The organism is Pandoraea sp. NPDC090278 (genome assembly GCF_044772185.1).
Taxonomy (GTDB): domain Bacteria; phylum Pseudomonadota; class Gammaproteobacteria; order Burkholderiales; family Burkholderiaceae; genus Pandoraea.
This window is the reverse complement of record NZ_JBIVYJ010000001.1, coordinates 152,586-178,581: the sequence shown is the minus strand read 5'-3', so window position 1 is coordinate 178,581 and position 25,996 is coordinate 152,586. Positions and strand designations below refer to the sequence as shown.

Below are 25,996 nucleotides of genomic sequence, written 5' to 3'. Positions count from 1 at the left end.
ATGAGGACGCGGCACAGGGAAGGCTGTGGATCCTCAGGCAATCAATCGATCAAAGATCGAGGACTACTGGCATCGGAATTCACGGACAACCCCTTAAATTGAAGACAGGGCGGATGGTAACTGAGGCCAAATTGGAGCGTCAAGCAATAAATGCTGCATCGCAAACATCTTCAGAATTCTCCTTAATACAACACAGACGTCGACCGCTCGCGCCCATCCCACGGCCCTGAGCGACGACACCCCGAATTCGGCACTCCGATGTTTTGTCTACGCCAAAAGCACTTCCGATTGACAGGGATATTTCCCATAAGTTATTAATAATGATTATCATTAACAAATTATTGGCATTTGTCTCACCTGCTGCATGACCGTTGTCGGCGTTCGCGCCGGTCCTGGGCGTCGTGAGTAGACCGAGCATCAGGCTGGATCATGCAAATCCCGGGCACCCTCCCCTCTACCGTCGAGATGTTGTACAGCCATCACCATTCGTGGTTGAGGGGCTGGTTGCATCGACGTCTGGGCAGTGCCGAACAAGCGGCCGACATAGCGCACGACACCTTCGTGCGATTGCTCGGCAGCGAGCGGGTCCCTGCCTCGTTCGACGAACCGCGCGCGTATCTCACGACGGTTGCACAGAATCTCGTCTCGAATCACTGGCGACGTCAGAAGCTCGAACGCGCCTATCTCGAAGCGCTCGCACAGGTGCCGCGCGACGTCGAATGGTCGCCTGAAACGCGCGCCATCATGCTTGAGACGCTGCTCGAACTGGATCGACTCCTGGACGGCTTGCCGACCATCGTGCGGCAGGCGTTTCTGTATTCGCAACTGGACGGACAAACGCACGCCCAGATCGCGGCCACGCTCGGCATCTCGATTCCGACGGTCAAGCGCTATCTCGCGAAAGCCTTGCAGCGCTGCTATTTCGCCGACCTGTCGTTTCTCGACTGATGCCGACACGTCAACCACGGCCGTCCCGGCAACCCGACAACACCATGCCTGCCATTCGCTCAAGCTGGTACGACGCCACCACCGACGCCGCCAATCTACCGGCGGACGTGGCCGAGCGCGCAGTCGAATGGCTTATCGAGTTGCAGGGCGACGACGTTTCACCGCAGACCGTCGCCGACTGGCACGCGTGGCGCAACGCGCACCCCGATCACGAACGTGCGTGGCAGCGCATCGAGTCCGTCAAAGGCAAGCTCGCGCCGCTCGCCGCGCCCGTGAAAGCGGGCGTCGCAACGGCCGCGCTGGCACCGCCCGCCTCACCTCAACGTCGCCGCGCAGTGAAGTCGCTGGCGGTGCTGCTATTCGCTGGCGCGGGCACATGGAGCGTGCTGCATTCGTCGCCGTGGCAACACTGGTCGGCCGACGTGCAAACCGCCGTGGGCGAGCGTCGCAAGTTGCAACTGGATGACGGCACTCAGCTCGTGCTCAACACCGATAGCGCCATCGACATCGTCTATCGCGACGACGAACGCCGCGTCAGGCTGATCGGGGGCGAAGTGCTGATCACGACCGCGCCTGACAACCACTTGCCGCCGCGTCCGTTCCTCGTCGAAACATCGCAGGGCACGGCACGCGCGCTCGGAACGCGTTACACCGTGCGTCAGTTCGACGACGGCACGCATGTCAGCGTGTTCAAGGGCGCAGTGGAGATTCGTCCGCGCGCGACGTCTGAAAAGTCGCTGATCGTGCAGGCAGGACACCATGCGAGCTACACGATGGACAGCATCTCCGAGGCGACCGAGACGCCGACGGACGACGCAACGTGGGCCGAAGGCTTCATCGTCGCGCGTAGCATGCGGCTCGGGGATTTCGTCGCCGAGCTGGCGCGTTACAGCAATGCATCGCTCTCGTGCGACGCCAGCGTGGCCAACTTACGTGTGTCGGGCACGTTTCCGCTCGACGACGTCGGCAAGGTGCTCGACACACTAGGCACCACGCTCGCAGTGCGCACGGAAGCGGTCACCCGCTTCTGGGGCACCCGGGAAATCCGGCTCGTTCCGGCCTGAAGCAAAGGTACTGAACGACCCAATCCAGCCGCATTCCAGCGGCTCAACAAATTTTTTTGAAAAAGGTGATCCGTTTCTGTTTTTCGCGGGTCATGGAAGTCGAGCACCACCGCTCTACTTCCACACGAAAGGTCAGATCATGGGTCACGTCCGTGGGCAGCAACAGCGCCCCAGCCAACCAAATTGGGTCCATCGCCGCACGCGGATGGCCTGCGCATTGGGCCGCATCGCCCTTGGCGCAGCCGTTGCCGCACCCACGGGCGCGGTCCTCGCAGTCGTCCTCACGCCGCTCACCGCGCAGGCCCAGAACGCGGCTGCACCGGGCGCACGCGCCTTCGACGTTCCCGCTGGCTCGCTCGAAGACGCACTGAGCCGCTTCGGGCGCGACGCAGGCATCATGCTGTCGTTCAAGCCCGAAGTCACGGCCGGACGTCACAGCAATGGCCTCAAAGGCACCTATACGCCGCGTAACGGCCTCGACGCGCTCGTCGCAGGTACAGGCGTGGAAGTCGTCCCGCAATCGAACGGCAGCTTTCTCATTCAGCCTGCAAGCAGCGCGGCGAGTATGGACGGCGCAGTCGCCCTGCCGACGACCCACGTCACCGCCACGTACGACAACGGTCTGCAACCGGCCTACGCGGGCGGCCAGATCGCGCGCGGCGGCAGCCTCGGCATGCTCGGCTCGGCCGACGCCATGGACGTGCCGTTCAGCACGATGAACTACACCGAGCAAATGGTGCGCGACCAGCAGGCGCGCACGCTGGCCGACGTCGTCGTCAACGAGTCGTCGGTGCGCATGCTGACCTCCAGCGGCGGCTTCGGCGAAGACTTCCAGATTCGCGGCTACACCGTCTCGAGCAGCGACGTGGGCCTGAACGGCCTGTACGGCATGGCGTCCGCAAGCCGGGTGCCCGCGGCCATCGTCGAGCGCATCGAAGTGCTGAAAGGTCCGGGCACGCTGATGAACGGCATCGGCCCGAGCGGCAGTATCGGCGGCGCGATCAACGTGGTGACCAAGCGCGCCACGAGCGAGCCGATTACGCGTCTGACAACCACCTTCCAGAGCAAATCGGAACTCGGCGTCGAAGCCGACGTGGGGCGTCGCTTCGGCGAAAACCAGGAATGGGGCGTGCGTCTGAACGGCGTATTCCGTGGCGGCAACACCACGCTCGACAACGGCAAGCAGAACATCGGCTTCGGCTCGGTCGGCCTCGACTACACCACACAACGTCTGCGCTGGACGCTCGACGCCTACACGCAGCACGAAGGCGACGACAACTTCCGTCCGCAGATCGGCTTCCAGTCGTCCGTCAAGAAGATTCCGGACGCCCCCTCGGGCTACCGCAACTTCTACCCCGGCAGCGAGCTGCATCTGCATGACTCGGCCGTGACCACGCGCCTCGAATACGACGTGCTGCGCAACGTGACGGTGTGGGGTGCCGTGGGCTATCACTACGCCACGGCCTATCAGACGTTCCCGAGCGGCCCCGCCGACGCGCTCGGCAACTTCACCGTCATGAATTCGTATTACGACTCGTACACGCGCTCGCGCACGGGCGAAGTGGGCGCACGCGTGAACTTCAAGACGTTCGACGTCGGCCACACCGTGACGGTACAGGCGTCGCGTCTGGAGCAGGACTCGGGCAATGCCTATGTGCCGGGCTCGACGTCGGTCGCTTCGAACATCTACAACCCGTCGCCGCTGCCGGGCATTAGTGCTGCGCGCACCGAAGCCAAGAAGGCGTCGGAATCGGCGCTGACCAGTATCGCCGTGACCGACACCCTGTCGTTCTTTAACGACCGCGTGCTGCTCACCGGTGGTCTGCGTCACCAGCGCGTTGCGCTCGACAACTACAGCACCGCCACCGGCGCGCTGACCGGAACTTACAACCAGAGCGCCGTTTCACCGCTCGCGGGCATCGTCGTCAAGCCGCTCCAGAACGTGTCGGTGTATGCGAACTTCACCTCGGGTCTGTCGCGTGGCGGCACCGCGCCCGTCGGCACCGTCAACGCCGGACAAGTGTTCCCGCCGTACAAGTCGAAGCAGTACGAAGCCGGTGTGAAGACCGACTGGGGTCCGGTGACGACGACTGTGTCGGTGTTCCAGGTACAGCGCCCGAACGCCGTGACCGATCCGTCGACCAACCTCTATAGCTTCGACGGCGAACAGCGCAATCGCGGCATCGAACTGTCGGCGTACGGCGAGGTGGTCAAGGGTCTGCGCCTGATGGCCAGCGCCACGTTCTACGACGCCAAGCTCACCAAGACCGCAGGCGGCACCAACGACGGCAACGATGCAAACGGCGTGCCCAAGCGCGCGTTCAACCTCGGCGTCGACTGGGATACGCCGTGGGTGCCGGGCCTCTCGCTCAACGGTCGCATCATCAACACGTCGCGCATGTACTTCAACGCCGCCAACACGCTCGAATTGCCTGCGTGGACGCGCTACGACATCGGCGCACGTTATCGCACGCGCGTCGCGGGCAAATCGGTGGTGTTCCGCGCCAACATCGAGAACCTTTTCAACTCGAACTACTGGCTCATGAGCGGCACCTACGCCACCGTGGCCGCACCGCGCACGTTCCTGCTCTCCGCGCAAATCGACTTCTGAAGACGAACGAGATGCCGATGAGCCTCCCTCCATTCTTTACGTTCCGCCACCTCTCCAAGGAGACCGCAATGAAGACGACTGCCACCCACCGTTTGAAGCGACTGCCCCAGTTGGCCAAGCTCACCGCCGGTGCCCTCATCGCCTTCGCCGGTGCTGCGCAAGCACACCAGATCTGGATCGAGCAGCCTGCCGGTCAGAACGCCGTGATCCGCTTCGGCGAATTCGGCGAGAACCTGCGTGAAGCGTCGCCGGGCCTGCTCGACAAGTTCGTCGCGCCCACCGGCACGCTCACCTCGGCACAGGGCGAGAAGACGGCCGCCGCCACCAAGACGGCCAACGGCTTCGCACTCCCGTTCAAGGCAACCGCCGGTGAATCGTTGATCGCCGAAGAAGCGAAATACCCGCTCTTCACGTCCAAGCGCGACGGTCAGGAAGTCACGAACTGGTACCGCCCTGCCGCGCGTCTGGCGACCGACTTCTCGAAGCAGAAGCCGCAACTGACGCTCGACCTCGTGCCCGCAGGCAAGCAAGGCGAGTTCCAACTGTTCTTCCAGGGCAAGCCGTTGCCCAAGGCGAAGGTCTCGCTCGTCACGCAATCGGGCTGGGCCAAGGAAGCGCATACGAACGAACAGGGACTCGTGACGTTCGACATGCCGTGGAAGGGTGTGTATGTTGCCGAAGTCAGTCACAAGGACATGACGCCGGGTGAGCGCCCGGGTGCCAAGGGTGCCGAGCGCTATCAAGGCGTGAGCTATGTGACGACGACGACCGTCATGCAGGCCGACGGTATCGAACCTCTCCCGGCGGGCCCCGCCGCCACGCCCAACAAGTAAGCGACACGCATCATGGCTCAGGCTCGTCGTGCCTCGTCCGGAAAGGTCGGCAACACTGGACTTTCCGGACGCATCGTCAACATCGGGGCGCTCCTCTCGCGCATCGTAGCGGCCATCGGCGGCGGTTACGCCGTGGCCGCGCTTGCGAGCGTTGCCGTACTCGCACTGCCGATGAACAAAGCGCAGGCGGTCATCACCGGCGAGTTGGCGAGCTTCGCCATCTATGCCGGTGCGGTCGTCTGGGTGTTCGCCGTGCGCAGTGCGTGGCGCGCCTGGGCCGGTCTGCTGATCGTTGCCGCACCGCTCGCGCTGGCCGCGTGGGCGGTGGCTTCGGGCCACCTGACGGGAGGTGCGGCATGACGTCCACGCCTACACCGAAAGCAAAGCCACAAGCACGCGGCATCCGTCAGACGATGTCGGACCTGCACACATGGTCCGGCCTGCTTGTCGGCTGGCTGCTATACGCCATGTTCCTCACGGGCACAGTGAGTTACTTCAAGGACGAACTGTCGCAATGGATGCGCCCCGAGGTGCCGCATCAGCAATCGTTGCCCGATCCGGCCGTGGTCGCTCAGAACGTCGGCGATCAACTCGTGACACTCGCTGCGGGCAGCCCGCAGTGGAGTATTTATCTGCCGACCGAGCGCAATCCGGTCGCGGGCGTCTTCTGGCGCAATCCGCCTGCGCCGAAGGGCGACGTCAAAGGTGGCGCAAGCGCCCCGCGTCGCACGTTCGAAGAAGCGACGTTCGACCCGTCGACCGGTCAGACGCTCAAAGCGCGTGAGACCCTCGGCGGCGACTTCTTCTACCGGTTTCACTTCCAGTTTCACCCGCTGCCAGTCCTGTGGGGACGCTGGCTCGCGGGCTTCTGCGCGATGTTCATGCTGGTGGCAATCGTCAGCGGCGTGATCACGCACAAGAAAATCTTCATCGACTTCTTCACCTTCCGATGGGGCAAGGGGCAACGCTCGTGGCTCGACGCGCACAATGCGCTCTCGGTCTTCGGCCTGCCCTTCCATCTGATGATCACCTACACGGGCCTCGTCACCCTCATGGCGATGTACATGCCGTGGGGTGCACAAACCGCGATCAAGACACCGATGGACCGCGCGCAACTCAGCGCGCAGCTCAGCGCCTTCCCGCCGCCGGGCAAGGCCACCGGCGAGAAAGCGACGCTGGCACCGATTGCGCCGATGGTGCGCGAGGCGCAGGCGCGCTGGGGTGCACGCGATGTCGGCCGCGTGACCGTCACCAATGCCGGTGACGCGGCGGCACGCGTGGCCGTCACACGCGGCGAAAGCACGCGTGTCTCGATGAGTCCGCAATACCTGCTGTTCGACGGCACGACCGGCAAGCTGATCGACGTTCACGACGGCGTCGGCCCGGCGGCCGAAACGCGTGGCGTGATGTACGCCCTGCACCTCGGGCGCTTCAGCGATCTGCATCTGCGCTGGCTGTACTTCCTCGTCAGTCTCGGCGGCACCGCAATGGTCGGCTCGGGCTTGGTGATGTGGACGGTCAAGCGTCGCAGCAAGCTGCCCGATCCGACACGTCCTCACTTTGGCTTTCACGTGGTCGAACGTCTGAACATCGCAGCGATTGCGGGGCTCTCGATTGCCATGACGGCTTTCCTCTGGGGCAATCGCCTGATTCCGGCCGATGCGCTCAAGCGCAGCGTCACCGAAGTCGACGTGTTCTATTGGGTATGGGCGGCGACGTTGCTCTATGCGCTGGTGCGCCCGGCCAAACGTGCGTGGGTGGAATTACTGTGGTTCGGCGCTGCCGTGCTCGCGCTGCTGCCGGTGCTTAACGCCGTCACGACGACGCGCGGCCTCTGGCATAGCCTCACGACCGGCGACTGGGTGTACACAGGCGTGGATCTGATGCTCTGGGCCTTCGCGGCGCTGCATGCGTGGCTCGCGATTCGCACCGCGCGTCACAAGCCGAAGACGAAGCCCGCACGCGTTACGGCACCGGCCCGCACGACGGCCAGTCCGGCGATCAATGCCCCGTTGAACGAGGACCGCGCATGAGTCATTTCGTCACTTTCGCGCTCTGCCTCGCAGGCTTTGCGGCGCTGGCAATGTCGACGGAGCGTCAGCAGGAAGCGCTCTTCAAGAGTGTTTCAACGGCGCGCACGCGCAATGGCCGGATCGTCGGATGGACGGCACTAGCCGTGGCGCTCGGCGCAACGGTCACGGATCAGGGATGGGGATTCGGTCTGGTGAACTACAGCGGACAGACCAGCACGGCCGCCGGTCTGGTGTATCTGACGCTCATTCTGGCGGAGCGCCGCCGCCAGTCTCGCTAAGAGACTGGCCGACAGGTATCGGGGAATCGTCGAGTGATCGTCAGACGACGATCACTCGTTCTCTTCGAAGTAGTGTCCGAACTTGGCCTGCTTGGTGCGGATATAGCGTTCGTTCTCTTCGCGCATCGGAATGTCGAGCGTAACGCGCTCGCTCACGGGGATGCCGTGCTTGATGAGCGTGTCGAACTTCTTCGGATTGTTGCTCATGAGGCGCACCGAACCCACACCGAGAATGCGCAGGATGGCGGCGGCGGAGTCGTACTCGCGCGCGTCGTCGGGCAGGCCGAGATCGAGGTTGGCTTCGACCGTGTCGCGCCCCTGCTCTTGCAGCAGATACGCACGAATCTTGTTGCTTAGCCCAATGCCGCGCCCTTCATGGCCGCGCAGATACAGCATCACGCCACGCCCTTCTTCGGCGATCTTGCGCATGCCCACGTCCAACTGCTCGCCGCAATCGCAGCGGTAGGAACCGAAGACGTCCCCCGTCAGACATTCCGAGTGCAAACGCACGAGCGGAGGCAGTTCGCCGCCCGCGCCCGACACGTCGCCCATCACCAGCGCAAGGTGCTCATTGGCGCTGTCTTTGACGCGAAACGCGTGGGAAGTGAAGGTGCCGTAACGAGTGGGCAGCGTTGCCGTAGCGACAAGCTCGACGCATTCGCCAGCGTCGCAATTGAGCGTGGCAGAGGCAGTACCAGGGGACTTCATGTTGACGTTCGAACGGGCTGAAATTGGAGTTGCGTGCCACCGCACAACGATGGCGTGTGCTCGGAGTGTAACGCCATTTCCGAATTTCAGCCGACAGCGCCATGCAACAGACTGTTGCACGACGCTGTCCAATCGGCCGGACGCCGCGCCGACGGGGACTTGACGATACCTCCCCCGTCAGCCCCGACTGGCCGATTCCCGCCGATTCCCGTAGCGATCAGTAGTCGGCGCGCAGCGTGAGCATCACGTTACGACGGTCGCCGTAGGTGCCGAAGAACGTCGACGGCACGCGTTCGTAGTAGTCGCGGTTGAACACGTTGTTCACGTTCAACTGCGCTTCCAGACGGCGATTGAAGCGGTACGCCACCATCGCGTCCCACACCGCATAGCCCCCTTGTGCCGAGCCAGCCGTGCGATACGTCGAACTCTGGATGCGCACGCCGCCGCCCACGCGCAGGCCGTCGAGCCAGCCACCGAGCAGGTTCGGCGAGAACTTGTACGTCGTGTACAGCTTGAACAGATGCTGCGGCTCCTCGCCGTCGAGCGCCTGACCGGCCAATGACGGGTCGTTGTCGTAACGCGTATTGAGCAGCGTGTAGCCCGCGTAGACGTTCCAGTTGCTCGTGAGTTGGCCCGTCAGCTCCGCTTCCCAGCCCTGACTACGCGCTGCCCCCGCCGCGACGGAGCCCAGCGGGTGGAACGGATCGGCCACCGCGCGGTTGGTGTCCGTCATGCGGAAGGCCGCGACATTCGCCGTCAGGCGGCCGTCGAGGAATTCGCCCTTCACACCGAGTTCGTATTGCTGGCCATCGCGCGGCGGCAGCCCTTGCCCGTCGAACGTGGTCGCCGTTTGCGGCGAGAAGATCTTCGCGTAGTTGAAGTACGCGTTGATCTGCTTCGTCAGCGCGAGGACGACGCCGCCGTACGGGATGAACTTGTGGTTCGCGCTCGACGACGTGCTCCATGGCGTCGCGGTCGGCAGCGTGTTCTGCGCCTGCTGCTGATACCACGCTTCGCGTCCGCCCAGCACGACGGTCAGCGGGTCCAGCACCCGCACGCGCGCCTGTGCGTAGGCGCCGAACTGCTGCGTATTCAGGTTATCGCCCGAGGTCAGCGCCAGCGGCGGCTGGATCGACGGCGGCGAGAAGATATTGAACACACCCATCGTCTGGCCGCCCGAGAGGCTGCGCTTCTGCGTGAGCTGATAGTTCATGCCGACCATCCACTCATGCTTGCGGCCAAACGCTTCCACCGGACCGGACACGTGCGAATCGACACCCAGCATGTTCTGCTCGACACGCTGAATCTGCGCGAAATATCGGGCGTTGTACGTGGTCGGATCGATCCCCGGGCCGAGGTAGGCGTAGCGGCTGTTGTTCAGAATGTGACGGTAGTTGACGGTCGTCGTCGACGTAATGCCGCCGTCAAAGCGATGGTCGAGGCGCGCGTTGACCTCCTGCATCGACGTCCACGTGTGGTTCCAGTCCGGCGCGAAGTTGCTGTTGTTCGGCGCGTTCAGGAAACGGCGGTTGGTCAGCAGCGACTGGCCGTAGTCGAACCCGTTGAGCGAGTTGACCTGATACGAACCCGAGAGCGACAACAGCGTGCGCGGCGTGATGTCGAACTCCAGCGCGCCGTACGCGAGGAAGTTGCTGTTGTTGGTGCGCGTTACCGACGCGTTGCTCGTGTCCCCCGTCAGCACAGCGCGGCCGCGAATCGTACCGCTCTGATTCAGCGGGCCAGTCACGTCGATCATCTGACGGTAATGCGCCCACGAACCGAAGCCCGTCTCGCTACGCAGTGCAAACGTATCGCCCGGACGCTTGCGCACCAGATTCACAGTGCCACCCGGTTCACCCGTCCCGTCGAGCAACCCCGCCGGGCCACGGAACACTTCCACGCGGTCGTACATCGACAGATCGAACTGCGGCTGGTACTGGATGCCGCTCAGGATCGACACGCCGTCGAACTCCACGCCGACAGGATAGCCACGCGCATTGAAGTAGTACGAGCCGTCGCCGTATTTCAGCGCGGAAATTCCGGTGGTGTACTTCAACGCGTCGGTGACGGACTCCATGCCCTGATCGTCCATGCGTTGACGCGTGACGACCGACACCGAATTCGGAATGTCCTTCAACGCCTGAGGCGTCCTGCCGATGGTCGTCATGCTCGAACCGTACGAGCCGGAGCCTTCGGTTTGCACGATGTCGCGCTGGCCGGAGACATTCGCGGCCGGAAGCGCGGCAGCGGGTGCGACTGCATTAGCGTCCGTCGCCGCTGCGGCGGCAGTCTGAGCATGGGCCGCTGCGGCGCTCAGCATCAGCATGGCGACGGCGGCGGACGTCAGTGCATAGTGAAACTTCGGCGACTTCAGCGACTGCCCTGCGCGCGTTACGTCGAACATGCGGCCCCGTGCGGCTTGCGTCCGGCAAGAATTCTGATTCGTTTGCATCGTTGACAACACTTCCCCTTGTTGCCGGGTTCTACCGGCGATCCAAAATTAACGTTCGTATGCTTTGTGTGGCGTCCGTCCAATTCCCGCTACACTGGCGGAAATATCGCAAATGAGACTCATTACTAAATTTGCATGTGATCCGGCACAACACATTGATAGCTATGGAGAATATCGGGTTCGAAAAAGGTAAGGACGACAATAAATGTCGATTTTTTGACAATCTTCATCCGATTGGCGACATCCTGACGCGAGACCCGCATTACCCCCATGAGTGACTTCCTGCGCAAACGATTTCCCAATGCAGTGCGGCCCTTACCGCGCGATGTCTTTGCTCAGGTCACGCCCTTTCGTCATGGCGAACGGCTGATCTGGCATCGCCATCGACACGGCCAACTGGTGTTTCCGGTGCGCGGTATCGTGCGCGTGCTGACGCCGTCCGCCATCTGGACGTTGCCGCCCTCGCGCGCGCTCTGGCTGCCGTCGGACATCGAGCACGAACTGCATGCCGTGGGCGACGGACAGATGGGCAACATCTACATGGAGCCGCGCGCGTTCCCCTGGGACTGGACCAGCCCGACGGTCATCCTCGTTACGCCGCTGATTCGTGAACTGGCGGTGACCGTCAGCCGCGACGGCGATACCTACGGCCCCACGAGCCGTGCAGCGCTCTCGGTGCCGCCATTGATGGGTGTGCTGCACGACGCAGCCCCTGTGCCCGAACGTGGCGTGCCGGTGCCGAGGGACGAGCGCTTACAGGCAATCTGCGAGCATCTGATGAACGAGCCTGCCAGCAAGCTGACGCTCGACTTCTGGGGGGAACAGTTCGGGGTTAGCGGGCGCACGCTCGCGCGTCAGTTCCAGACGGAGACGGGCATGACGTTCGTGACGTGGCGTCAGCATCTGCGCGTGTCCGAAGCGATTTCGACGCTGGCGCAGGGCGCATCGGTCGCGGCGACGGCGGACGCCTTCGGCTATGCCAGCCCCAGCGCCTTCATCGCCATGTTCAAACAGGTCACGGGACGCTCCCCGCAACGCTATCTCGCAGACGCCTGAGCCGGACGCGGGCGTCTGCCTTCACGGCACTCAGCGCGCGACGTCAGCGTGCATAACTCACCGGCATCCCGCCATCGGGATTGGGCAAGACGCCCATCGGCACGCCATAGATGGTCTGCAACGTGTCGGGCGACATCAGTTCCGCAGGCGTGCCACGCGCAATCGGTTTGCCTTGCTTGAGCGCGAGCAGTGCGTCGCAAAAGCGCGCGGCCATGTTGACGTCGTGAAGCACGATCACGACGCCAAGGCCATGCGTATCGGCCAGTTCGCGCACGAGTTTGAGGACATCCAACTGATGCGCCACGTCGAGCGCCGAGGTCGGTTCGTCCAGCAGCAGACACTGCGCCTGCTGCGCCACGAGCATGGCCAGCCACACGCGCTGACGCTCCCCGCCCGAGAGCGACTCCACGAGACGGTCGGCAAAGCCGAGCACATCCGTCTGCGCCATCGCGTGTTGTGCGGCGTCGTGATCATGGACGTCGAAGCGTCCGAGCGCGCCGTGCCACGGGTAACGACCGAGCGCGACCAGTTCGGACACCGTCATCCCGGCTGCGGCGGGCGGCTGCTGCGGCAGATACGCCACACGCCGCGCAAACTCGCGTGCGCCCCAGGACGCCAGCGCCCGTCCCTCGAACGCAATGTTGCCGCTCACCGGCTGGAGCTGGCGTGCGAGCAACTTGATCAGGCTCGACTTGCCCGAGCCGTTGTGGCCGATCAGTCCGTGCACCTGTCCGGCCGCGAGTTCCAGCGTCAGCGGCGCGAGCAGCGTGCGCCCTTCTACCGCAAACGAAACGTCTTGCAAAGCGAACATCGGGATATCAGTCATGAGTATTCGGTGAATCTGGTTCGGCAGGTTCATTGGGGGCCTCGACGTCGGTTTGCGGCTCGCGTGATTGACGCAGCTGACCGTAGTCGAGACGAATCAGACGGTCCGCCAGATCGAAATAGCGGTCGTCGTGGGTAATGACCAGCACGCTCTTGCCGCGCGCCTTGAGCGCGGGCAGCATCTGGCGGTAGAAAACATCCTTGAACAGCGGGTCCTGATCCGCAGCCCATTCGTCGAAGACGTAGAACGGCCGGTCTTCCAGATACGCCACCAGCAACGCGAGACGCTTGCGCTGTCCCTGCGACAGATCGAGCGTGGAGAAGCGTCCGTCCGAGATCGTCACCTTGTGATCGAGTTGCAGCGACTTGAGCAGCGCGTGCGCCTGCGCGTCGAGTCCTTCCGGCGGCAAGCCGAGCAGATGTTCGAACAGGAAGAAGTCGCTGAACACCACGGAGAACAGTTGACGGTAGTGGTCGCGCTCGGCGTCGCCCACGGGCACGCCGTCGACCATGATACGACCGTCCTCGGGGGCATACAGACCGACGATCAGCTTGGCCAGCGTGGTCTTGCCGCTCCCGTTACCGCCGACCAGATAGACGAGTTCGCCGGGACGGAACGTGAGCGTCACCGGCCCCAGCGTGAACACTTCGTTTTCCTGCTCGCGGAAGTAGCGATGCGTGACGCCTTCGAGCACGATCTCGTGGAACGCCGGTGCCTCGTGCTTGGCCCGAGCAGGCAGCAGTTCGCGCGGCAGTTCGTTCTCGACCTGCGCGATGCGCTCCAGCGCGACGCGCGCACTACCCAGCGACGGCATCGCCGAGAGCACGCCCTCGATCGGCATGATCATGTAGAGGAACACGAGCGCGTAGCCGGACACCACCTGCGGCGGCAGGTCGACGTGACGCAGTACCACGAACAGCGTGAGGCCGATGAAGGCGAACAGAATGAAGCTGCCCCAACTGGCCGCTGCCGCATACAGCACGTAACCGCGCGTGCGCTGCACACGCACCGCCTCGACATTGCTCGCGAGACGGTCTTCGATGAAGGCGTCGCGACGGGCGCGATGCAGCTTGAGCTCCTTCGCCCCGTCGAATAACGCGCGGAAGTCCTTCACCAAGGATTCCTCACGCTTGCGCGAGCTGCGCAGATGCAGCAGCGCGCGCTGGTTGGCAAAACGAAATCCCGCCGCGCCGATGAAGATCGTCACCACAGCGAACACCAGAATCTGCCACGACAGATAGCCGAGATACGCAAGACAGCCCACGATCACCGCACCCTGCATCGCCAGCACCGGCAAACTCACGAACAGAACGACAATCGTGTCGAGGTCCTGCGTGAGCACCGCAATCGCGCGCGCGATGCCGTGACGCTCCAGACTCGCATACGGCGCTGCGCCGATGCGGCGCACGACTTGCATGCGCAACGTGGCTTTCGCACGCTGACCGAGCGACATGAAGAGCGTTTGCGACAACGCGCGCGTGACCAGCACGATCACGCCGAGGCCGAGGAATTGCATGCCGAGCACACCCAGATGCTCGCGCGGCGTTGTCAGCGCGCGATTGATCAGCGCGACGAGACCCGCGTTGCCGAAACCGCTGATAAGACTGCCCGCGAACGCGATGGCCAACGGCCATCGGGATGCACGTACCAGTTGCCAGAACAAGGACATAAGAGATCTCTGTTTTTATGGGGATGTCGGTAACTTCAGGCCACCTGACGACGCAGGTGCCATAGCAAATAAGGTGCGGCAATCAACATGGCGAGCACGCCCGCCGGAAGCTGTTGCGGGAAGAGCAGATTGCGTCCGAGCCAGTCGGCGGCGATCATCAGCAACGCACCGGACACGGCTGACGCCACGGCTTGCGAGCGTCCCTTGCCGAACCCGGCCATGCGCGCCAGATGCGGTGCGAGCAGGCCGACGAACGACAGCGGGCCGATGACGAGCGTCGCCACGGCGCTGAGCGTTGCGGCCAAACACCACATCCACAGCCGCGCACGCCGCACGTTCACGCCAACGGCGGTCGCCGTTGCGTCGCCCATCGGCAGCAGATCCAGCCAGCGCGATGCCAGACACGTCAACAGCAGCCCCGCCAACGAAGCGACGACAGCGCCCAAGGCAATGCCGGGACCGACGATGTACGTGAGGCCAAGCATCAGCGAGCGCAGCAGGAAGGCATTCGCCGTGCCGCTCGCGCTCCCGATGGCCACCAGCGACTGCGCCATGCCGGAGATCGCCACGCCCGCGAGCAACATTCGCGTGGGCGAGAAACCGCCTTTGCGCGAGAGCGTGAGCATGACCGCGAGACTAAGCGCAGCGCCTGCAAAGGCGGCGATGAACAGGGCCGACGCCGACGGACCGGCCATCGCGAACGTCACGATCAGTACGCCCAGCATCGCGCCGCCGCTCACGCCCAGCAATTCGGGACTGGCCATCGGGTTGCCGCTGATCCGTTGCAACAACGTGCCCGCCAGCGCCAGCGCGACCCCGGCCGCTGCCGACGCCAGCATGCGCGGCAAGCGCCAATGCGAAATCGATACCCATGACGCGTCCGTCGCCCATTCCCAGCCGTCGAACGAACGTCCGAGATGCTGCGTCAACCAAACGAGCGCGACGCCGAACACGAGCGCCGACGCGAGCCATCGGAACGGATGACGCGCGCGGGCGGGCGGCGCAGCATCGGCGGTCGCCACTTCTCCGGCACGCGTGCGCCGCAAGAGCCACAGCAACAGCGGTCCGCCGAACAACGCGGCGGCAGCCCCCGTCGGCAACGACGCGCCGTCGAACAGCGGCAGCCATTGCACGAGCTGGTCGGTGAGCAGCAGCATGAGTGCGCCGATGAACGGTGCCCAGATCAACTGATCGCGCAGACGTCGCGCACCGGCAAGCCGCACCAGTTGCGGTCCGGCCAGACCGACGAAACCGATGATGCCGACGACGCTGATGATGCACGCCGAAAGCGCCACGGCCACCACCAGTCCGGCGGTGCGAATCCATGCAACACGCGCGCCGAGCTGGGTCATGCTGCGGTCGTCGAGCGTGAATAGCGTCAGCGGTCTGAGCAGCAGCGCAGCCGCAACGACAGCCACGACCACGCGGGGCAACAGCCATCCGAAGTCGTGCCAGCCGTTTTGCACCAGCGACCCGGCGCCCCATGCGAAGACACCGACGAGTGCGCGCTCATGCGTCATCGACACCATGATCGACAGGCCGCTGCAATACAGGTTGACGATCATGCCCGCGAGAATCACCGGGATGGGGGCGAAGCGGCTACGCCACGTCAGTGCCATCACCACGGCGATGGCCGCCGCCGAGCCGAACAACGCGACGCCTGAGCGCCACGCGAAGGCCACCGCAGGCAGCCAGATCGTGGCCGCCGATAGCGCGAGCGACGCGCCTGACGCCACGCCGAGCGTCAGCGGCTCGGCGAGCGGATTGCGCAGCACCTGCTGGAACATCACGCCCGCGAGCGCAAGCCCGGCACCGGCCAGCACCGACATCGCCAGTCGCGGCAGCCACGCGAAGTTCACTAGCAGGCCCGACATCGCAGCGGCCGAAGCCAACGCATTCGGGTCCAGCGTCGGATGTGTGACTGCGTGCCAGACGGCAGCGAGGAACGTGCCGCTGTCGACGCCCGCCGGGCGTAGCGACAGCAGCGTGACGACGGTCAGCACCAGCGTGGGCACGCCGACAATCGTCGCGAGACGCCAGAGATGACGCGGCTCAGTTGACGTCGCGGCCCCATGCGTGTTGCCTGCCGTCATCGGTTGAAGCGGATTTCCCGTGCTCATGCCGCCGCTCCCGTCAGTGCAACGCTCAGCGCGTCAGCGAGCTTCACCGCCGTGGGCGTGCCGCCCGTCGGCAACATGATCGGCAACTGGCCGACACGCGCGCCGCGCACGAACGGCAGCGCCTGCCACAGCGGGCTCTGCCCGAGCATGCCCAGCAAGCCGGGACGCGCACCGATCAGCATCGCGCGCGCCGAGGCATCTGCCCCGAGTTGCGTGTAGTCGATCTGCGCCATGCCCTCCGTATCGCTCGGACGTCGCCACGCGTTGGTCAGCCCCACAGCGGCCAGCGTCCCGCCAAACACACTCTCACGACCAAAGACGTTCGTCAGACGCGTGTCGATAGGGCTCATCAGATACACCGGACGTTTCGTGACGTCGTGATTCGTCAGACGGTCGCGCACCTCGTTCAGATGCGCGTCCGTCGCCGCCAGCAACTGCGACGTTTGCGTCGGACGCCCCAGCGCATCGCCCAGTGCCCGCGCCCGACGCAACGCAAGTTGATAGCCGTCTTCATGCGGATGAGGCTTCGGCGCGACGAATAGCGGCGCAATGCGTGCAAGCGAATCGGCGAGCGCAGCGTGCGCTGGCGTGATGACGATCAGATCGGGACGCAGCGCCTGCACCACTTCGAAATTCGGTTGAAAGAGGAGACCGACGTCGACGACGTCGTCGGGCATCGAGGGCGTGCCCGAGAGCAGTCGATACCAGAACGGACGCGACGCGCCCACAGGCGTCACGCCCAGCGCCAGCACCTGCGCTGCCAGCCCCCAGTCGAGCACTACCACGCGCGGCTGACGGCCCGAGGCCGTGGAAGACGCAGCCGATGAGGCCCGGACAGGCGACGCAAGCACGCCCCCCGCCCCCATGAACGGTGCCAGCGCACCAACGCCAAACGCCGCCAGAAGGCGGCGTCGTGCGGCAAACGATTGTCGTTGCATCACCATTGATATCGGGCTGTCCCCAGAACGGTTCGTGTCGCGCCCCAGTAGCACAGCGATGACGATGTGCAGTACGAGAGGTATTCGCGGTTGAAGAGGTTGCTGACGTTCACGGCGAAGCGCCATTGCTGCCAGTCGTAGTGCACGGCGGCGTCGACCAGCGTGCGGCTCGGCACTTCGAACGTGTTGGCGGCGTCGCCCGCCGACGAACTCATGTAACGCACACCGGCACCGAACCCGAGATTACGCAACGCGCCTTCGTGCAGCGTGTAATCGGCCCAGAGCGCGACGCTGTTACGCGGCGTGATCTGCGGACGCTTGTCCTGCGCCGTCGTGCTTTGCAGGTTGACCTGGTTGATGTACGTGTACGACGCGATCACCTTCAGATCGCGGGTGACGTTGGCACGCGCTTCGGCTTCGAACCCGCGCGAACGGATTTCGCCCGTCTGCGTCGGGAAGGTCGGATGTGCCGGATCGACCACGCTCACGTTTTCCTGACGCAGGTCGAAGGCCGACAGGCGCAGCGACGCGTCGTAGTTCTTCGGCTGATAACGCACGCCGACTTCGTATTGCTTGCCTTGGGTCGGCGAAAGCGCATCGCCTGCGAAGTTCGTCCCCAGCACCGGCGCGAACGACTTCGCATAGCTCACGTAAGGCGCGACGCCGTTGTCAAAGGCATACGACAGCCCGGTGCGCCAGGTGAACGCGCTGTTATCTGCCGAGCGCTGCACGCCGTTCGTGGTCGAGCGCGTCGTCGCCCAGTCTTCACGCACGCCGAGCGTGAGCACCCAGCGGTTGTACCGAAGTTCGTCCTGCGCATACAGCCCCGCCTGACTCAGCGAGTAGTCCAGTCGCGTGTTCGGACTCACGCCTGCCAACGCGCCGTAGTTCGGATTGAACAGATCCAGCTGACCGACGACCGCACCGCCGTAGTTATCGCCTTCGAGCACGCGGCGATAGTCGAAGCCGAAGAGCATCGTGTGTTCGACCGGACCGGTCGCGAACTTCGCCTGCGCGTTCGTATCGATCTGCCACTGACTCACGTGCTCGAAGTCGGTGTTGCCCCACATCGCCACCGTGCGTTGGTCGGCCGCAAACGGACTCGTGACCGACGTCTGGTAGTAGTTCTGGTCGATGTGAAGATAACGCGCATTCTGCGAAATGCGCCACGTGTCGTTCAACTGCTTCGCGAACTGATAACCGAACCAGTATTGCGTGCGCTGCATGCCGTCGCGATTCGGGTCACCGAAGTACTGATCCGGGCCGAGACGGCCGTTCGGATTGACGAACAGCGTGCCGCTGGCGGGCACCGGATTGAACATCCCGCCCGCCGGGTCGCGTTGATATCCTGCGAGCAAGGTCAGCGACGTGTCGCGATCCGGCTTGAACGTGATCGAAGGCGCAATCGCCAGTCGCTGATCCTTGATGGCGCTGACCTGCGTCTTGGCGTCCCGCGCCAGACCCACGACGCGATAGAGGATCGTGCCGTCGGGTGTCAGCGATCCACCGAGATCGAATCCGGTCTGATACGTGTCGTGATTGCCGATCTGGAGCATCACTTCGCGCACCGGCTGGTCCGTCGGCAACTTGCTGCTGTAGTTGACGATGCCACCGGGATTGCCCTGCCCGTACAGCACGGAGGACGGGCCGAACATCACGTCGATGCGTTCGAGCAGATACGGGTCGACACGGGCGGTCGCGAAGCGCGGCGACGGGAAGATGCCGAGGCCGTCGAGATACGCGTCGATATCGAAGCCACGGGCGCGAAGCTGGTCGAAGCGCACGTCGGTCCCGTCCTGCGTATTGACACCGGTCGTGTAGCGCAATGCCTGATCGATTGTGATCGCGCCCTGATCGTCCATTTGTGCGCGCGTGACCGTTGAGGTCGCTTGCGGCGCGGTCAGTGTCGATGCGTCGGTCTTGGTGACGGTCGTCATGCGTTTGGCGACGTAACCCCGGCCCGGCCCGTTCGGGTTCTCGGCAAGCGCGCTGTCGCGCACTTGCGTTGCGGGCAGCGTCACCGCGCCCGCTGCATTCGCTGCATTCACTGCCCCCGATGCATTCGTTGCACCGGCCGACGACGTCTCGTTTGCGTCCGCCGCCATCGCGGCGTGCTGCCCAAATATCGCTGCGGCGAGCACTGCCGCCATGACCGTCATTCGTCGCCCACTGTTCGAATGGGTCGCCTTCCCCGTGTGATTTCGTTTCACTTTACGTCCGCTTCCCGCGTCAGAGCCATTCCAAAGGAATGAATTAAAATAAATGAGACGCATTACTATTATCACTTGTATCTGCCACCTGAACCCCGATGGCTGTTGGTAGAATACCGGGGATGCTTTTGCTGTGAATCGCAAAAAATGTTGAGAAAAGGACAACTTTTGTCCTTTTCTCTATGCTTTGGCGTGTCGGGTCCACCTCACAAGGGGTGACGGGACAAACGGCACGTCATCTGACCGAATAGATCGGTCCGGTTGGGAAGTCGTCATGAAGGAATTGCTGCTGCGCCGCTATCCGGAAACGCGCCGTCATTTGCCGCGCGACGTCACGCTTAGCGGTATGGAATGTGAGGATGGTGAGCGTCAGCCGTGGCATCAGCACCAGCACGGTCACGTGGTGATGGCGCTGCGCGGTGTGGTGCGCGTGCTCACGCCTGCGCACACGTGGACACTGCCCGCGTCGCGTGCGCTCTGGCTGCCGCCGAATACGCCGCACGAACTGCACGCCGTCGGACGCATGCAGTTCTGCACGATCAGCGTCGAGCCGGGCACGGTGTCGTGGTTGTGGCCGAACGCGCTCGTGCTGACCGTCGGCCCGCTCCTGCGCGAGCTGGCCGTCGACATGTTGTCCGACGGTTTCCACTACGCCCCCGACAGCCGCACCGCCCTCTCCATCCCTCTGCTACTGCGTTTGCTTCGTGAGGCGGCTGCACCCGGCGAGCACGGCCTGCCCCTGCCCAGTTCCGCGAAGCTGCTAGCGATTTGCGAGCACATGATGATGGCCCCCGCGACCGATTACTCGCTGGAGCGCTGGGGAGAAGAACTGGGGCGAGCGGCAAGACGCTCGCGCGCCGCTTCAAGGACGAGACGGGGATGACCTTCGGGCGCTGGTGCCAGCATATGCGGGCGTCCGAGGCGATTACGCGGCTGGCGCTCGGGGCGTCGGTCGGCGACGTGGCGCTCGCGCTCGGCTATCAGAGCCCGAGCGCTTTCATCGTGATGTTCAAGCGGCTGTTCGGCCGCGCACCGCAACAGTATCTGGCCGTGGCGGAACGCTGAGCCGAATCAGCATCGCCCGATCAGGAGACGCCGAGCGGCGTCGCGCGCGACGCAAACGTATCGCGAATCGACGCGATGGCCGCGATGGTTTCGTCGATATCCTCGTCGCCGATATGGCGATGCGTCACAAGCCGCAGCATCGCCGTGCCGCTCGCGCGCGCCAGAATGCCGTACTCCGCCAGCGCGGCTTCCCACGCACGAGGATTCGCCTCGTGTTGCTCGCCGACACGCAGACGCACGATGTTGCTCGTGGACGGTACCGCATCGACCAGTTGCGGATCGATCTGCGCGAGTCCGTCCCACAGACGTTGCGCACGCGCGTTGTCGTCGGCCAGTCGCGCAACCATCGTCTCCATCGCCACCTTCCCCGCTGCCGCCATGATGCCCGCCTGACGCAAACCACCGCCCGTCATGCGACGGAACGTGCGCGCCTGTTCGATCATGGCGTGCGAGCCGACGAGCATCGCGCCCATCGGGGCAGACAGCCCTTTCGAGAGGCAGAACGTCAGACTATCGCAATGCGCGGTGATCTGGCCGACATCGACACCCAGCGCCGCCGCCGCGTTGAACACGCGGGCACCGTCCATATGGACCGGCACACCCGCACGCGACGCGAGCGCATGAACGTCCGCCAGATACGACAGCGACGGCACATAGCCGCCGGAGTGGTTGTGCGTGGACTCAACCGCGACCATCGCCGTCGGTTGCCCATAACGCGAAAAGCCGGGACGCAACGCCCCGGCCAACTGATCGAGATCCATCTCGCCGCGCGCCGATGGAATGAGCACCGGATACAGATGCGCGAGCCGCGACATGCCGCCCGCCTCCGACTTCGCCATGTGGGCCTGCGCGTCGAGCACCGCTTCGCCGCCACGTGTGGCGTGGCACAGCGAAGCGATCAGATTCCCCATCGTGCCGGAGACGACGAACATCGCCTCCTCTTTGCCGGTGACGACCGCTGCGAGATGTTCCAGCGCGCGTACGGTCGGATCGCCTTCGAGGGTGTCGTCACCCAGCGACGCGGTTTGCATCGCCTCCCACATCAGTGCGGTGGGCCGGGTGACGGTATCGCTTCGCAGATCGACGAAGCGTTCGGTATTGCCTGAAGTCATGCGAACTCCTGACCGTGGGCATGGCTGCCATTGCTCGCGGATTGCGCGGTTTGCGACTCGGCGGCGAGCGCCGCTTGCACGGCTTCGGGCGATTCGTACGGAATACCGGCGAGCTTCATGACGAGCTTGATGGCCACGGTGTTGCTGAAAACGTTGATGGCGGTACGGCCCATGTCGAGGAAGGCATCGACACCGGCAATGATGGCGAGCGCTTCGATGGGCACGCCGATCGTCGTGAGCACCATCGCAATCGCCACGAGACCGCCCGAAGGCACGTTCGCGCTGCCCTTGCTGGCGAGCGTGGTAACGAGCACGATCGAAAGCAGCGTCGGCATGTCGAGCGGCACGTGGTAGGCATCGGCAAGGAAGCCGACGGCCAGCGCGAAGTACATGATCGAGCCGTCGCGATTGAACGCGTAGCCCAACGGCAGCACGACCGATGCGATGGCCTTCGGCACGCCCATCGCGATGAGCTTTTCCATGTGCAGCGGCAGCGTGGCTTCAGACGAACGCGTGGCGAACGCGAGAATCACCGGCTCACCGATGGCGCGCGTGGTCGCCCACGGCTTTTCGCCAATCGCCTTGAGCAGAATCCAGAACAGCACCAGCAGCACGCCGAGGCCGAGGTACATCGTGCCGACGAGCTTCACGAGCGCGAGAATCGTGCCGATGCCCTGCGTGGCGAACAGCCACGAGATGATCGCGAAGATCGCCAGCGGCGAGAGCGAGATGATCCAGTCGGTGAGCTTGAACACGGCGCCCATGAGCGCGTCGAGCACACCGACGAGCGGCTTCGCGCGCTCACCGATGGACGACAGCGCCAGTCCGAGCAGCACGGCAAAGACCAGCACCGGCAGCAGATTGCTGCCACTCATCGCCGCAAAGATGTTCGACGGAATCATCTCCAGGAAGAACTTAGTCCAGTCCACCGAGGCGGCAATCGGCTTGGCCGACGCGTGCGCCGCCGCGAGATTCGCGCCGAGCCCGGGGTGGAAGATCGCGTTCAGGCCGAGTCCGATTACGATCGACACGAGCGTCGCGATGAAGAAGTAGATCAGGCTGATGGCCGAGACACGGCCGAGGGCGCGCGCGTTGTGTCCCATCTGATAGATGCCGAGCGTGATCGCCGTGAAGACGAGGGGCACGACGATCATCTTCACGGCTTGCACGAAGGCAGTGCCCACAGGCATGAGCTTTGTGGCGAGCGCCGGGGCGACCATGCCGCAGCCGATGCCCAGCGCCAGACCGATCAGCATCTGGATGGGTAACGGAAGGAGGCGCTTCTTCTTGCTGGCAGTGCTTGACGACATGACGACTATCTCCGGAAATTACGTGGCGTTGCGGCGCATCTGAACTGGCACGACATCACACGCCGCGGTGCATTCACCGCTTGCGGCTTTTGCCTGCGGGTGCCGCAGTGGGTGTCACCGCCGACAGCGCGGCGGGCACCACGGACGGCGCCGCAGGAGGAACGAGCGCCTGCAAGCGAGCCTGCATGGCGTGCGTGAGGTGGTCCCAGACATGACGCTGAGCCTCCTCGGGACGCCCGGCGGCGATGGCATCGAAGATCGCGAGGTGTTCGCGAACGGCGGTGCGGGTGCGCTCGGCGTCGTAATGCGGAATGCGTTGCAGCGCCAGACCGTTCTGAGTGCGCAACGCGTGATAGGTCTCGGTGAGCCGCACGTTGTCGGCCGCAGCGAACATCGCTTCGTGGAACTGCCAGCCCACACGCTGGGTGATGTCGACGTCGAGTTCGATGCCTTCGATCCCCTGCGCGTCGAGCGCGCGCAGGCGCACGGCGACTTCTTCCAGTGCAGGCGTCACGCCCTTTTGCGCCGCCAGCCATGCCGCCATGCCTTCGAGGGCCAGCCGCACCTCGTGAATTTCGCTCAGATCCCGCACCGACAACTGACGCACGAAGGTGCCGCGCATGGGCACGATCTCCAGCAGGCCGTCGTTGGCGAGCGCGCGAATCGCTTCGCGCACGGGCGTACGGCTGATGCCGAAGCGCTCCGAGAGCGCGCGCTCGGACAGCGCCTCGCCCGCGCGGATTTCGCCGGAAACGATCAGGTTGCGAATGGCGCTGTAAGCCGATTCGCTCAGGGCCGGGGTGCGTTGGGTCTGGTTCATAACTGGTATACCAGCAAAAAACAATTTGCCGGTCAACGACAAAAACTGTGGGATGGGGGTGTTTGCGGGTAAACGATGAGGCGGAGCTGGGCGCTCCGCCTCCGGCTAAACCATTGCCTCAGTTATCGAGGAAATGCGTGATTGCGAAGTTGAACATCTTTGGATCCTGAATGAACGCGAAGTGGCTCACGCCCGGCAGGATCATCAGTTGCGCGCCCGGGATCGTGTGCGCCATGTAGATGTTGTGTTCAAGCTTGATGCCTTCGTCATGCTCGCCGTCGAGGATCAGCACCTTCGACTTGATCGTCTTCAGTTGGGCGTCGGTCCAGTTCGGTTGTCCTTCCCACATCTTGCCGATCTGGTTCAGGAAGGCGTCGTACTCCTTCGGCGTGGACGAGAGCTTCGCGTAGTCGTTGGCCGCACGCTTGATGAACTCGGCGAACACCGGGTTCTTGTCGAAGTCCGGCTTCAGGCCGTCCGTGTTGGTGTTCACGCCGAATGCCACGATCTTGCCCACACGGTCCGGATAGCGGATCGCGAGGTCGATGCCCTGAATCGCGCCATCGCTCCACCCCACGACGTCGGCCTTCTTGATGTGCAGTTGATCGAGCAGCGCGATGACGTCGTCGGCCATCAGGTCATAACCGTAGGGACGGTCGTCACGCGTGCTGCGCCCGTGCCCGCGCGTGTCGACGGCGATCACGAGGTGATGCGCCTTGAGCGCTTCGACCTGTTTGGCGAGATAGTCCGAGTTCGCCAGACCGCCGTGCAGCAGCAACACCGGGCTGCCCTTGCCGACCTCGGCGTTGTACAAGCGAATGCCGTTCACATTGGCGAAGCCGGTGCGGTCGAATTTGGCCGGGGCCGGAGTCGGCGGCAACGTCTGCCATAGCTCGGCGGCCATGGATGGCGCGGCTTGCAGGGCGGCCACTGCGGCAACTACGCCCAGCATGGTCAGTAACGGTTTGAAGGAAGACTTGATGATTTTCATGGTGAAGAATGGGGGGGTGAGATGCCCGGCCACTGTATCCCGATTCCTGCTTGCGAAGGTGCGAGGAAAGGGCGTACACGGACGCCTGACATTCAACGCTGCGTTGCGATGGCACTTGAGAGTTGAGCATTCGTCCGAAAACACTCACGCATGTCTGAACCGACGACGTACCCGGTGTTACGATGCCCCTCTATCCGTCTCGCGTATTCCGGCATGATCGACCTCCACGTACTGCCCTTCTTTCTCGCCACCGTGCTCATCATGGTGGTGATTCCCGGTCCGACGACCATTTACATCTCGACGACGAGCGCCAGTCAGGGCTTTCGCTTCGGCCTCGCATCCTGTTTCGGCGTGATGCTCGCCACGCTCGTGCACGTGAGCTTCGCCGCGGCCGGTCTCACGGCGCTGCTGCTGGCGTCGCCGTGGCTGTTCAATGCCATCAAGTTGCTGGGTGCGGGCTACCTGGTGTATCTGGGCATCAAAGTCATTCGCAGCAAGCCGTCGACGGCGGGGACGACTGCCGCACCGCAATCGCAATCCCGTGCGCTCGGCGAGACGATCAAGAAAGGCTTCCTCGTCAATCTGCTCAATCCGAAGACCGGCCTCTTCATCGCGGCGTTTCTGCCGCAGTTCGTCACGCCTTCGCTCGGTCATGTGCCGCTGCAAATTGTCACGCTGGGCCTGTTGCTGGTCCTCGTAGGCGGTATGAGCGACACGACCTACGCTGCCCTCGCGCGCACCATCGGCCGCGCACTCGCCAACCGCAGCAAGAAGCCCGGGATCGGCAAGTACATCGCGGGCCTGCTATATATGGGGCTGGGCATCGCAGCGCTGGCAACGTCGAACGGCACGTCGAAGTAACCGCCCCCCGCTCCCCCCTAAAACCCGCTTCGGCGGGTTTTTTCTTATTCGTCGCCTCGCGTCCCATGTCTTCGGCCGATGAGACGGGACG

The 25,996-nt window shown here is 63.9% G+C and carries 22 protein-coding genes; 11 read left to right on the top strand and 11 right to left on the bottom strand.

Going from position 1 to position 25,996, the window contains the following annotated elements; translation table 11 throughout:
- The first annotated feature begins 429 nt into the window (after positions 1 to 429).
- From ACIQWO_RS00690 to ACIQWO_RS00660, 7 genes are all read left to right on the top strand, one after another.
- Positions 430 to 948, top strand: coding sequence for a sigma-70 family RNA polymerase sigma factor (locus ACIQWO_RS00690; RefSeq protein ID WP_402817880.1), 519 nt, complete (start codon positions 430 to 432; stop codon positions 946 to 948).
- 44 nt (positions 949 to 992) lie between these two features.
- Entirely contained in the window at positions 993 to 2,012 is a 1,020-nt protein-coding gene (locus ACIQWO_RS00685) for a FecR domain-containing protein (RefSeq protein ID WP_402817877.1), read from the top strand.
- 139 nt (positions 2,013 to 2,151) lie between these two features.
- Entirely contained in the window at positions 2,152 to 4,623 is a 2,472-nt protein-coding gene (locus ACIQWO_RS00680) for a TonB-dependent siderophore receptor (RefSeq protein ID WP_402817874.1), read from the top strand.
- A 68-nt stretch (positions 4,624 to 4,691) separates the two neighbouring features.
- Positions 4,692 to 5,456 (top strand): DUF4198 domain-containing protein, encoded by a 765-nt coding sequence (locus ACIQWO_RS00675; protein ID WP_402817871.1) that lies wholly within the window; start codon positions 4,692 to 4,694, stop codon positions 5,454 to 5,456.
- Positions 5,457 to 5,468: 12 nt separating this feature from the next.
- Positions 5,469 to 5,816, top strand: coding sequence for a DUF3649 domain-containing protein (locus tag ACIQWO_RS00670; protein ID WP_402817868.1), 348 nt, complete (start codon positions 5,469 to 5,471; stop codon positions 5,814 to 5,816).
- Positions 5,813 to 7,489, top strand: a complete 1,677-nt coding sequence (locus ACIQWO_RS00665; protein WP_402817865.1) for a PepSY-associated TM helix domain-containing protein — start codon at positions 5,813 to 5,815, stop codon at positions 7,487 to 7,489. The genes ACIQWO_RS00670 and ACIQWO_RS00665 overlap by 4 nt, the downstream gene beginning before the upstream one ends.
- Entirely contained in the window at positions 7,486 to 7,767 is a 282-nt protein-coding gene (locus tag ACIQWO_RS00660; RefSeq protein WP_402817862.1) for a DUF3325 domain-containing protein, read from the top strand. The genes ACIQWO_RS00665 and ACIQWO_RS00660 overlap by 4 nt, the downstream gene beginning before the upstream one ends.
- A gap of 51 nt (positions 7,768 to 7,818) precedes the next feature.
- Here the strand turns inward: ACIQWO_RS00660 and ribA are convergent, their stop codons facing one another.
- Positions 7,819 to 8,475 carry a GTP cyclohydrolase II gene (gene ribA, locus ACIQWO_RS00655; RefSeq protein ID WP_402817859.1) on the bottom strand — a complete coding sequence of 219 codons (657 nt, stop codon included), beginning with the start codon at positions 8,473 to 8,475 and terminating at the stop codon, positions 7,819 to 7,821.
- A 217-nt stretch (positions 8,476 to 8,692) separates the two neighbouring features.
- Positions 8,693 to 10,879 carry a TonB-dependent siderophore receptor gene (locus ACIQWO_RS00650; RefSeq protein WP_402817856.1) on the bottom strand — a complete coding sequence of 729 codons (2,187 nt, stop codon included), beginning with the start codon at positions 10,877 to 10,879 and terminating at the stop codon, positions 8,693 to 8,695.
- Between the two features lie 318 nt (positions 10,880 to 11,197).
- On the opposite strand from ACIQWO_RS00650, the gene ACIQWO_RS00645 reads away from it, so the two are divergent.
- Complete coding sequence (locus tag ACIQWO_RS00645; protein ID WP_039399585.1) at positions 11,198 to 11,983, top strand: helix-turn-helix domain-containing protein; 786 nt, start codon at positions 11,198 to 11,200, stop codon at positions 11,981 to 11,983.
- Positions 11,984 to 12,026: 43 nt separating this feature from the next.
- Here ACIQWO_RS00645 and ACIQWO_RS00640 read toward each other — a convergent pair whose 3' ends face one another.
- The 5 genes from ACIQWO_RS00640 to ACIQWO_RS00620 are packed head-to-tail and all read right to left on the bottom strand — an operon-like array spanning position 12,027 to position 19,686.
- A complete protein-coding gene (locus tag ACIQWO_RS00640) occupies positions 12,027 to 12,809 on the bottom strand; it encodes an ATP-binding cassette domain-containing protein (protein WP_402817850.1) in 783 nt (260 codons plus the stop codon).
- A complete protein-coding gene (locus ACIQWO_RS00635) occupies positions 12,802 to 14,478 on the bottom strand; it encodes a cyclic peptide export ABC transporter (protein WP_402817847.1) in 1,677 nt (558 codons plus the stop codon). Before ACIQWO_RS00635 ends, ACIQWO_RS00640 begins: the two co-directional genes overlap by 8 nt.
- A gap of 35 nt (positions 14,479 to 14,513) precedes the next feature.
- Positions 14,514 to 16,598 carry a Fe(3+)-hydroxamate ABC transporter permease FhuB gene (gene fhuB, locus ACIQWO_RS00630; RefSeq protein WP_402817844.1) on the bottom strand — a complete coding sequence of 695 codons (2,085 nt, stop codon included), beginning with the start codon at positions 16,596 to 16,598 and terminating at the stop codon, positions 14,514 to 14,516.
- Entirely contained in the window at positions 16,595 to 17,536 is a 942-nt protein-coding gene (locus ACIQWO_RS00625) for an ABC transporter substrate-binding protein (RefSeq protein WP_402817841.1), read from the bottom strand. The genes fhuB and ACIQWO_RS00625 overlap by 4 nt, the downstream gene beginning before the upstream one ends.
- On the bottom strand, positions 17,536 to 19,686 hold the full coding sequence (locus tag ACIQWO_RS00620; protein ID WP_402817838.1) for a TonB-dependent siderophore receptor: 2,151 nt from the start codon (positions 19,684 to 19,686) through the stop codon (positions 17,536 to 17,538). Before ACIQWO_RS00620 ends, ACIQWO_RS00625 begins: the two co-directional genes overlap by 1 nt.
- A gap of 334 nt (positions 19,687 to 20,020) precedes the next feature.
- Here ACIQWO_RS00620 and ACIQWO_RS00615 point away from each other — a divergent pair, with 334 nt between their 5' ends.
- Positions 20,021 to 20,629 carry an AraC family ligand binding domain-containing protein gene (locus ACIQWO_RS00615; RefSeq protein ID WP_402817836.1) on the top strand — a complete coding sequence of 203 codons (609 nt, stop codon included), beginning with the start codon at positions 20,021 to 20,023 and terminating at the stop codon, positions 20,627 to 20,629.
- On the top strand, positions 20,626 to 20,811 hold the full coding sequence (locus ACIQWO_RS00610; protein ID WP_402817833.1) for a helix-turn-helix domain-containing protein: 186 nt from the start codon (positions 20,626 to 20,628) through the stop codon (positions 20,809 to 20,811). The genes ACIQWO_RS00615 and ACIQWO_RS00610 overlap by 4 nt, the downstream gene beginning before the upstream one ends.
- Before the next feature lie 20 nt (positions 20,812 to 20,831).
- Here ACIQWO_RS00610 and ACIQWO_RS00605 read toward each other — a convergent pair whose 3' ends face one another.
- From ACIQWO_RS00605 to ACIQWO_RS00590, 4 genes are all read right to left on the bottom strand, one after another.
- Positions 20,832 to 21,923, bottom strand: coding sequence for a threonine aldolase family protein (locus ACIQWO_RS00605; protein WP_402817830.1), 1,092 nt, complete (start codon positions 21,921 to 21,923; stop codon positions 20,832 to 20,834).
- On the bottom strand, positions 21,920 to 23,233 hold the full coding sequence (locus ACIQWO_RS00600; RefSeq protein WP_402817827.1) for a dicarboxylate/amino acid:cation symporter: 1,314 nt from the start codon (positions 23,231 to 23,233) through the stop codon (positions 21,920 to 21,922). Before ACIQWO_RS00600 ends, ACIQWO_RS00605 begins: the two co-directional genes overlap by 4 nt.
- A gap of 73 nt (positions 23,234 to 23,306) precedes the next feature.
- Positions 23,307 to 24,053 (bottom strand): GntR family transcriptional regulator, encoded by a 747-nt coding sequence (locus ACIQWO_RS00595; protein ID WP_402817824.1) that lies wholly within the window; start codon positions 24,051 to 24,053, stop codon positions 23,307 to 23,309.
- A 118-nt stretch (positions 24,054 to 24,171) separates the two neighbouring features.
- Positions 24,172 to 25,044 (bottom strand): alpha/beta fold hydrolase, encoded by an 873-nt coding sequence (locus ACIQWO_RS00590; RefSeq protein ID WP_402817821.1) that lies wholly within the window; start codon positions 25,042 to 25,044, stop codon positions 24,172 to 24,174.
- Between the two features lie 150 nt (positions 25,045 to 25,194).
- On the opposite strand from ACIQWO_RS00590, the gene ACIQWO_RS00585 reads away from it, so the two are divergent.
- Positions 25,195 to 25,905, top strand: coding sequence for a LysE family translocator (locus ACIQWO_RS00585; RefSeq protein ID WP_402817818.1), 711 nt, complete (start codon positions 25,195 to 25,197; stop codon positions 25,903 to 25,905).
- Positions 25,906 to 25,996: the final 91 nt, after the last annotated feature.

Excerpts from the sequence above, each read along its gene's own strand:
- ACIQWO_RS00680 (WP_402817874.1), top strand. The coding sequence starts at position 2,152 with ATGGGTCACGTCCGTGGGCAGCAACAGCGCCCCAGCCAACCAAATTGG.
- ACIQWO_RS00645 (WP_039399585.1), top strand. The coding sequence starts at position 11,198 with ATGAGTGACTTCCTGCGCAAACGATTTCCCAATGCAGTGCGGCCCTTA.
- ACIQWO_RS00610 (WP_402817833.1), top strand. The coding sequence starts at position 20,626 with ATGACCTTCGGGCGCTGGTGCCAGCATATGCGGGCGTCCGAGGCGATT.
- ACIQWO_RS00605 (WP_402817830.1), bottom strand. The coding sequence starts at position 21,923 with ATGACTTCAGGCAATACCGAACGCTTCGTCGATCTGCGAAGCGATACC.
- ACIQWO_RS00625 (WP_402817841.1), bottom strand. The coding sequence starts at position 17,536 with ATGCAACGACAATCGTTTGCCGCACGACGCCGCCTTCTGGCGGCGTTT.
- ACIQWO_RS00620 (WP_402817838.1), bottom strand. The coding sequence starts at position 19,686 with ATGGCGGCAGTGCTCGCCGCAGCGATATTTGGGCAGCACGCCGCGATG.
- ACIQWO_RS00665 (WP_402817865.1), top strand. The coding sequence starts at position 5,813 with ATGACGTCCACGCCTACACCGAAAGCAAAGCCACAAGCACGCGGCATC.
- ACIQWO_RS00585 (WP_402817818.1), top strand. The coding sequence starts at position 25,195 with ATGTCTGAACCGACGACGTACCCGGTGTTACGATGCCCCTCTATCCGT.
- ACIQWO_RS00685 (WP_402817877.1), top strand. The coding sequence starts at position 993 with ATGCCTGCCATTCGCTCAAGCTGGTACGACGCCACCACCGACGCCGCC.
- fhuB (WP_402817844.1), bottom strand. The coding sequence starts at position 16,598 with ATGAGCACGGGAAATCCGCTTCAACCGATGACGGCAGGCAACACGCAT.
- ACIQWO_RS00660 (WP_402817862.1), top strand. The coding sequence starts at position 7,486 with ATGAGTCATTTCGTCACTTTCGCGCTCTGCCTCGCAGGCTTTGCGGCG.
- ACIQWO_RS00595 (WP_402817824.1), bottom strand. The coding sequence starts at position 24,053 with ATGAACCAGACCCAACGCACCCCGGCCCTGAGCGAATCGGCTTACAGC.
- ACIQWO_RS00675 (WP_402817871.1), top strand. The coding sequence starts at position 4,692 with ATGAAGACGACTGCCACCCACCGTTTGAAGCGACTGCCCCAGTTGGCC.
- ACIQWO_RS00650 (WP_402817856.1), bottom strand. The coding sequence starts at position 10,879 with ATGTTCGACGTAACGCGCGCAGGGCAGTCGCTGAAGTCGCCGAAGTTT.
- ACIQWO_RS00640 (WP_402817850.1), bottom strand. The coding sequence starts at position 12,809 with ATGACTGATATCCCGATGTTCGCTTTGCAAGACGTTTCGTTTGCGGTA.
- ACIQWO_RS00600 (WP_402817827.1), bottom strand. The coding sequence starts at position 23,233 with ATGTCGTCAAGCACTGCCAGCAAGAAGAAGCGCCTCCTTCCGTTACCC.
- ribA (WP_402817859.1), bottom strand. The coding sequence starts at position 8,475 with ATGAAGTCCCCTGGTACTGCCTCTGCCACGCTCAATTGCGACGCTGGC.
- ACIQWO_RS00670 (WP_402817868.1), top strand. The coding sequence starts at position 5,469 with ATGGCTCAGGCTCGTCGTGCCTCGTCCGGAAAGGTCGGCAACACTGGA.
- ACIQWO_RS00690 (WP_402817880.1), top strand. The coding sequence starts at position 430 with ATGCAAATCCCGGGCACCCTCCCCTCTACCGTCGAGATGTTGTACAGC.
- ACIQWO_RS00615 (WP_402817836.1), top strand. The coding sequence starts at position 20,021 with ATGAAGGAATTGCTGCTGCGCCGCTATCCGGAAACGCGCCGTCATTTG.
- ACIQWO_RS00590 (WP_402817821.1), bottom strand. The coding sequence starts at position 25,044 with ATGAAAATCATCAAGTCTTCCTTCAAACCGTTACTGACCATGCTGGGC.
- ACIQWO_RS00635 (WP_402817847.1), bottom strand. The coding sequence starts at position 14,478 with ATGTCCTTGTTCTGGCAACTGGTACGTGCATCCCGATGGCCGTTGGCC.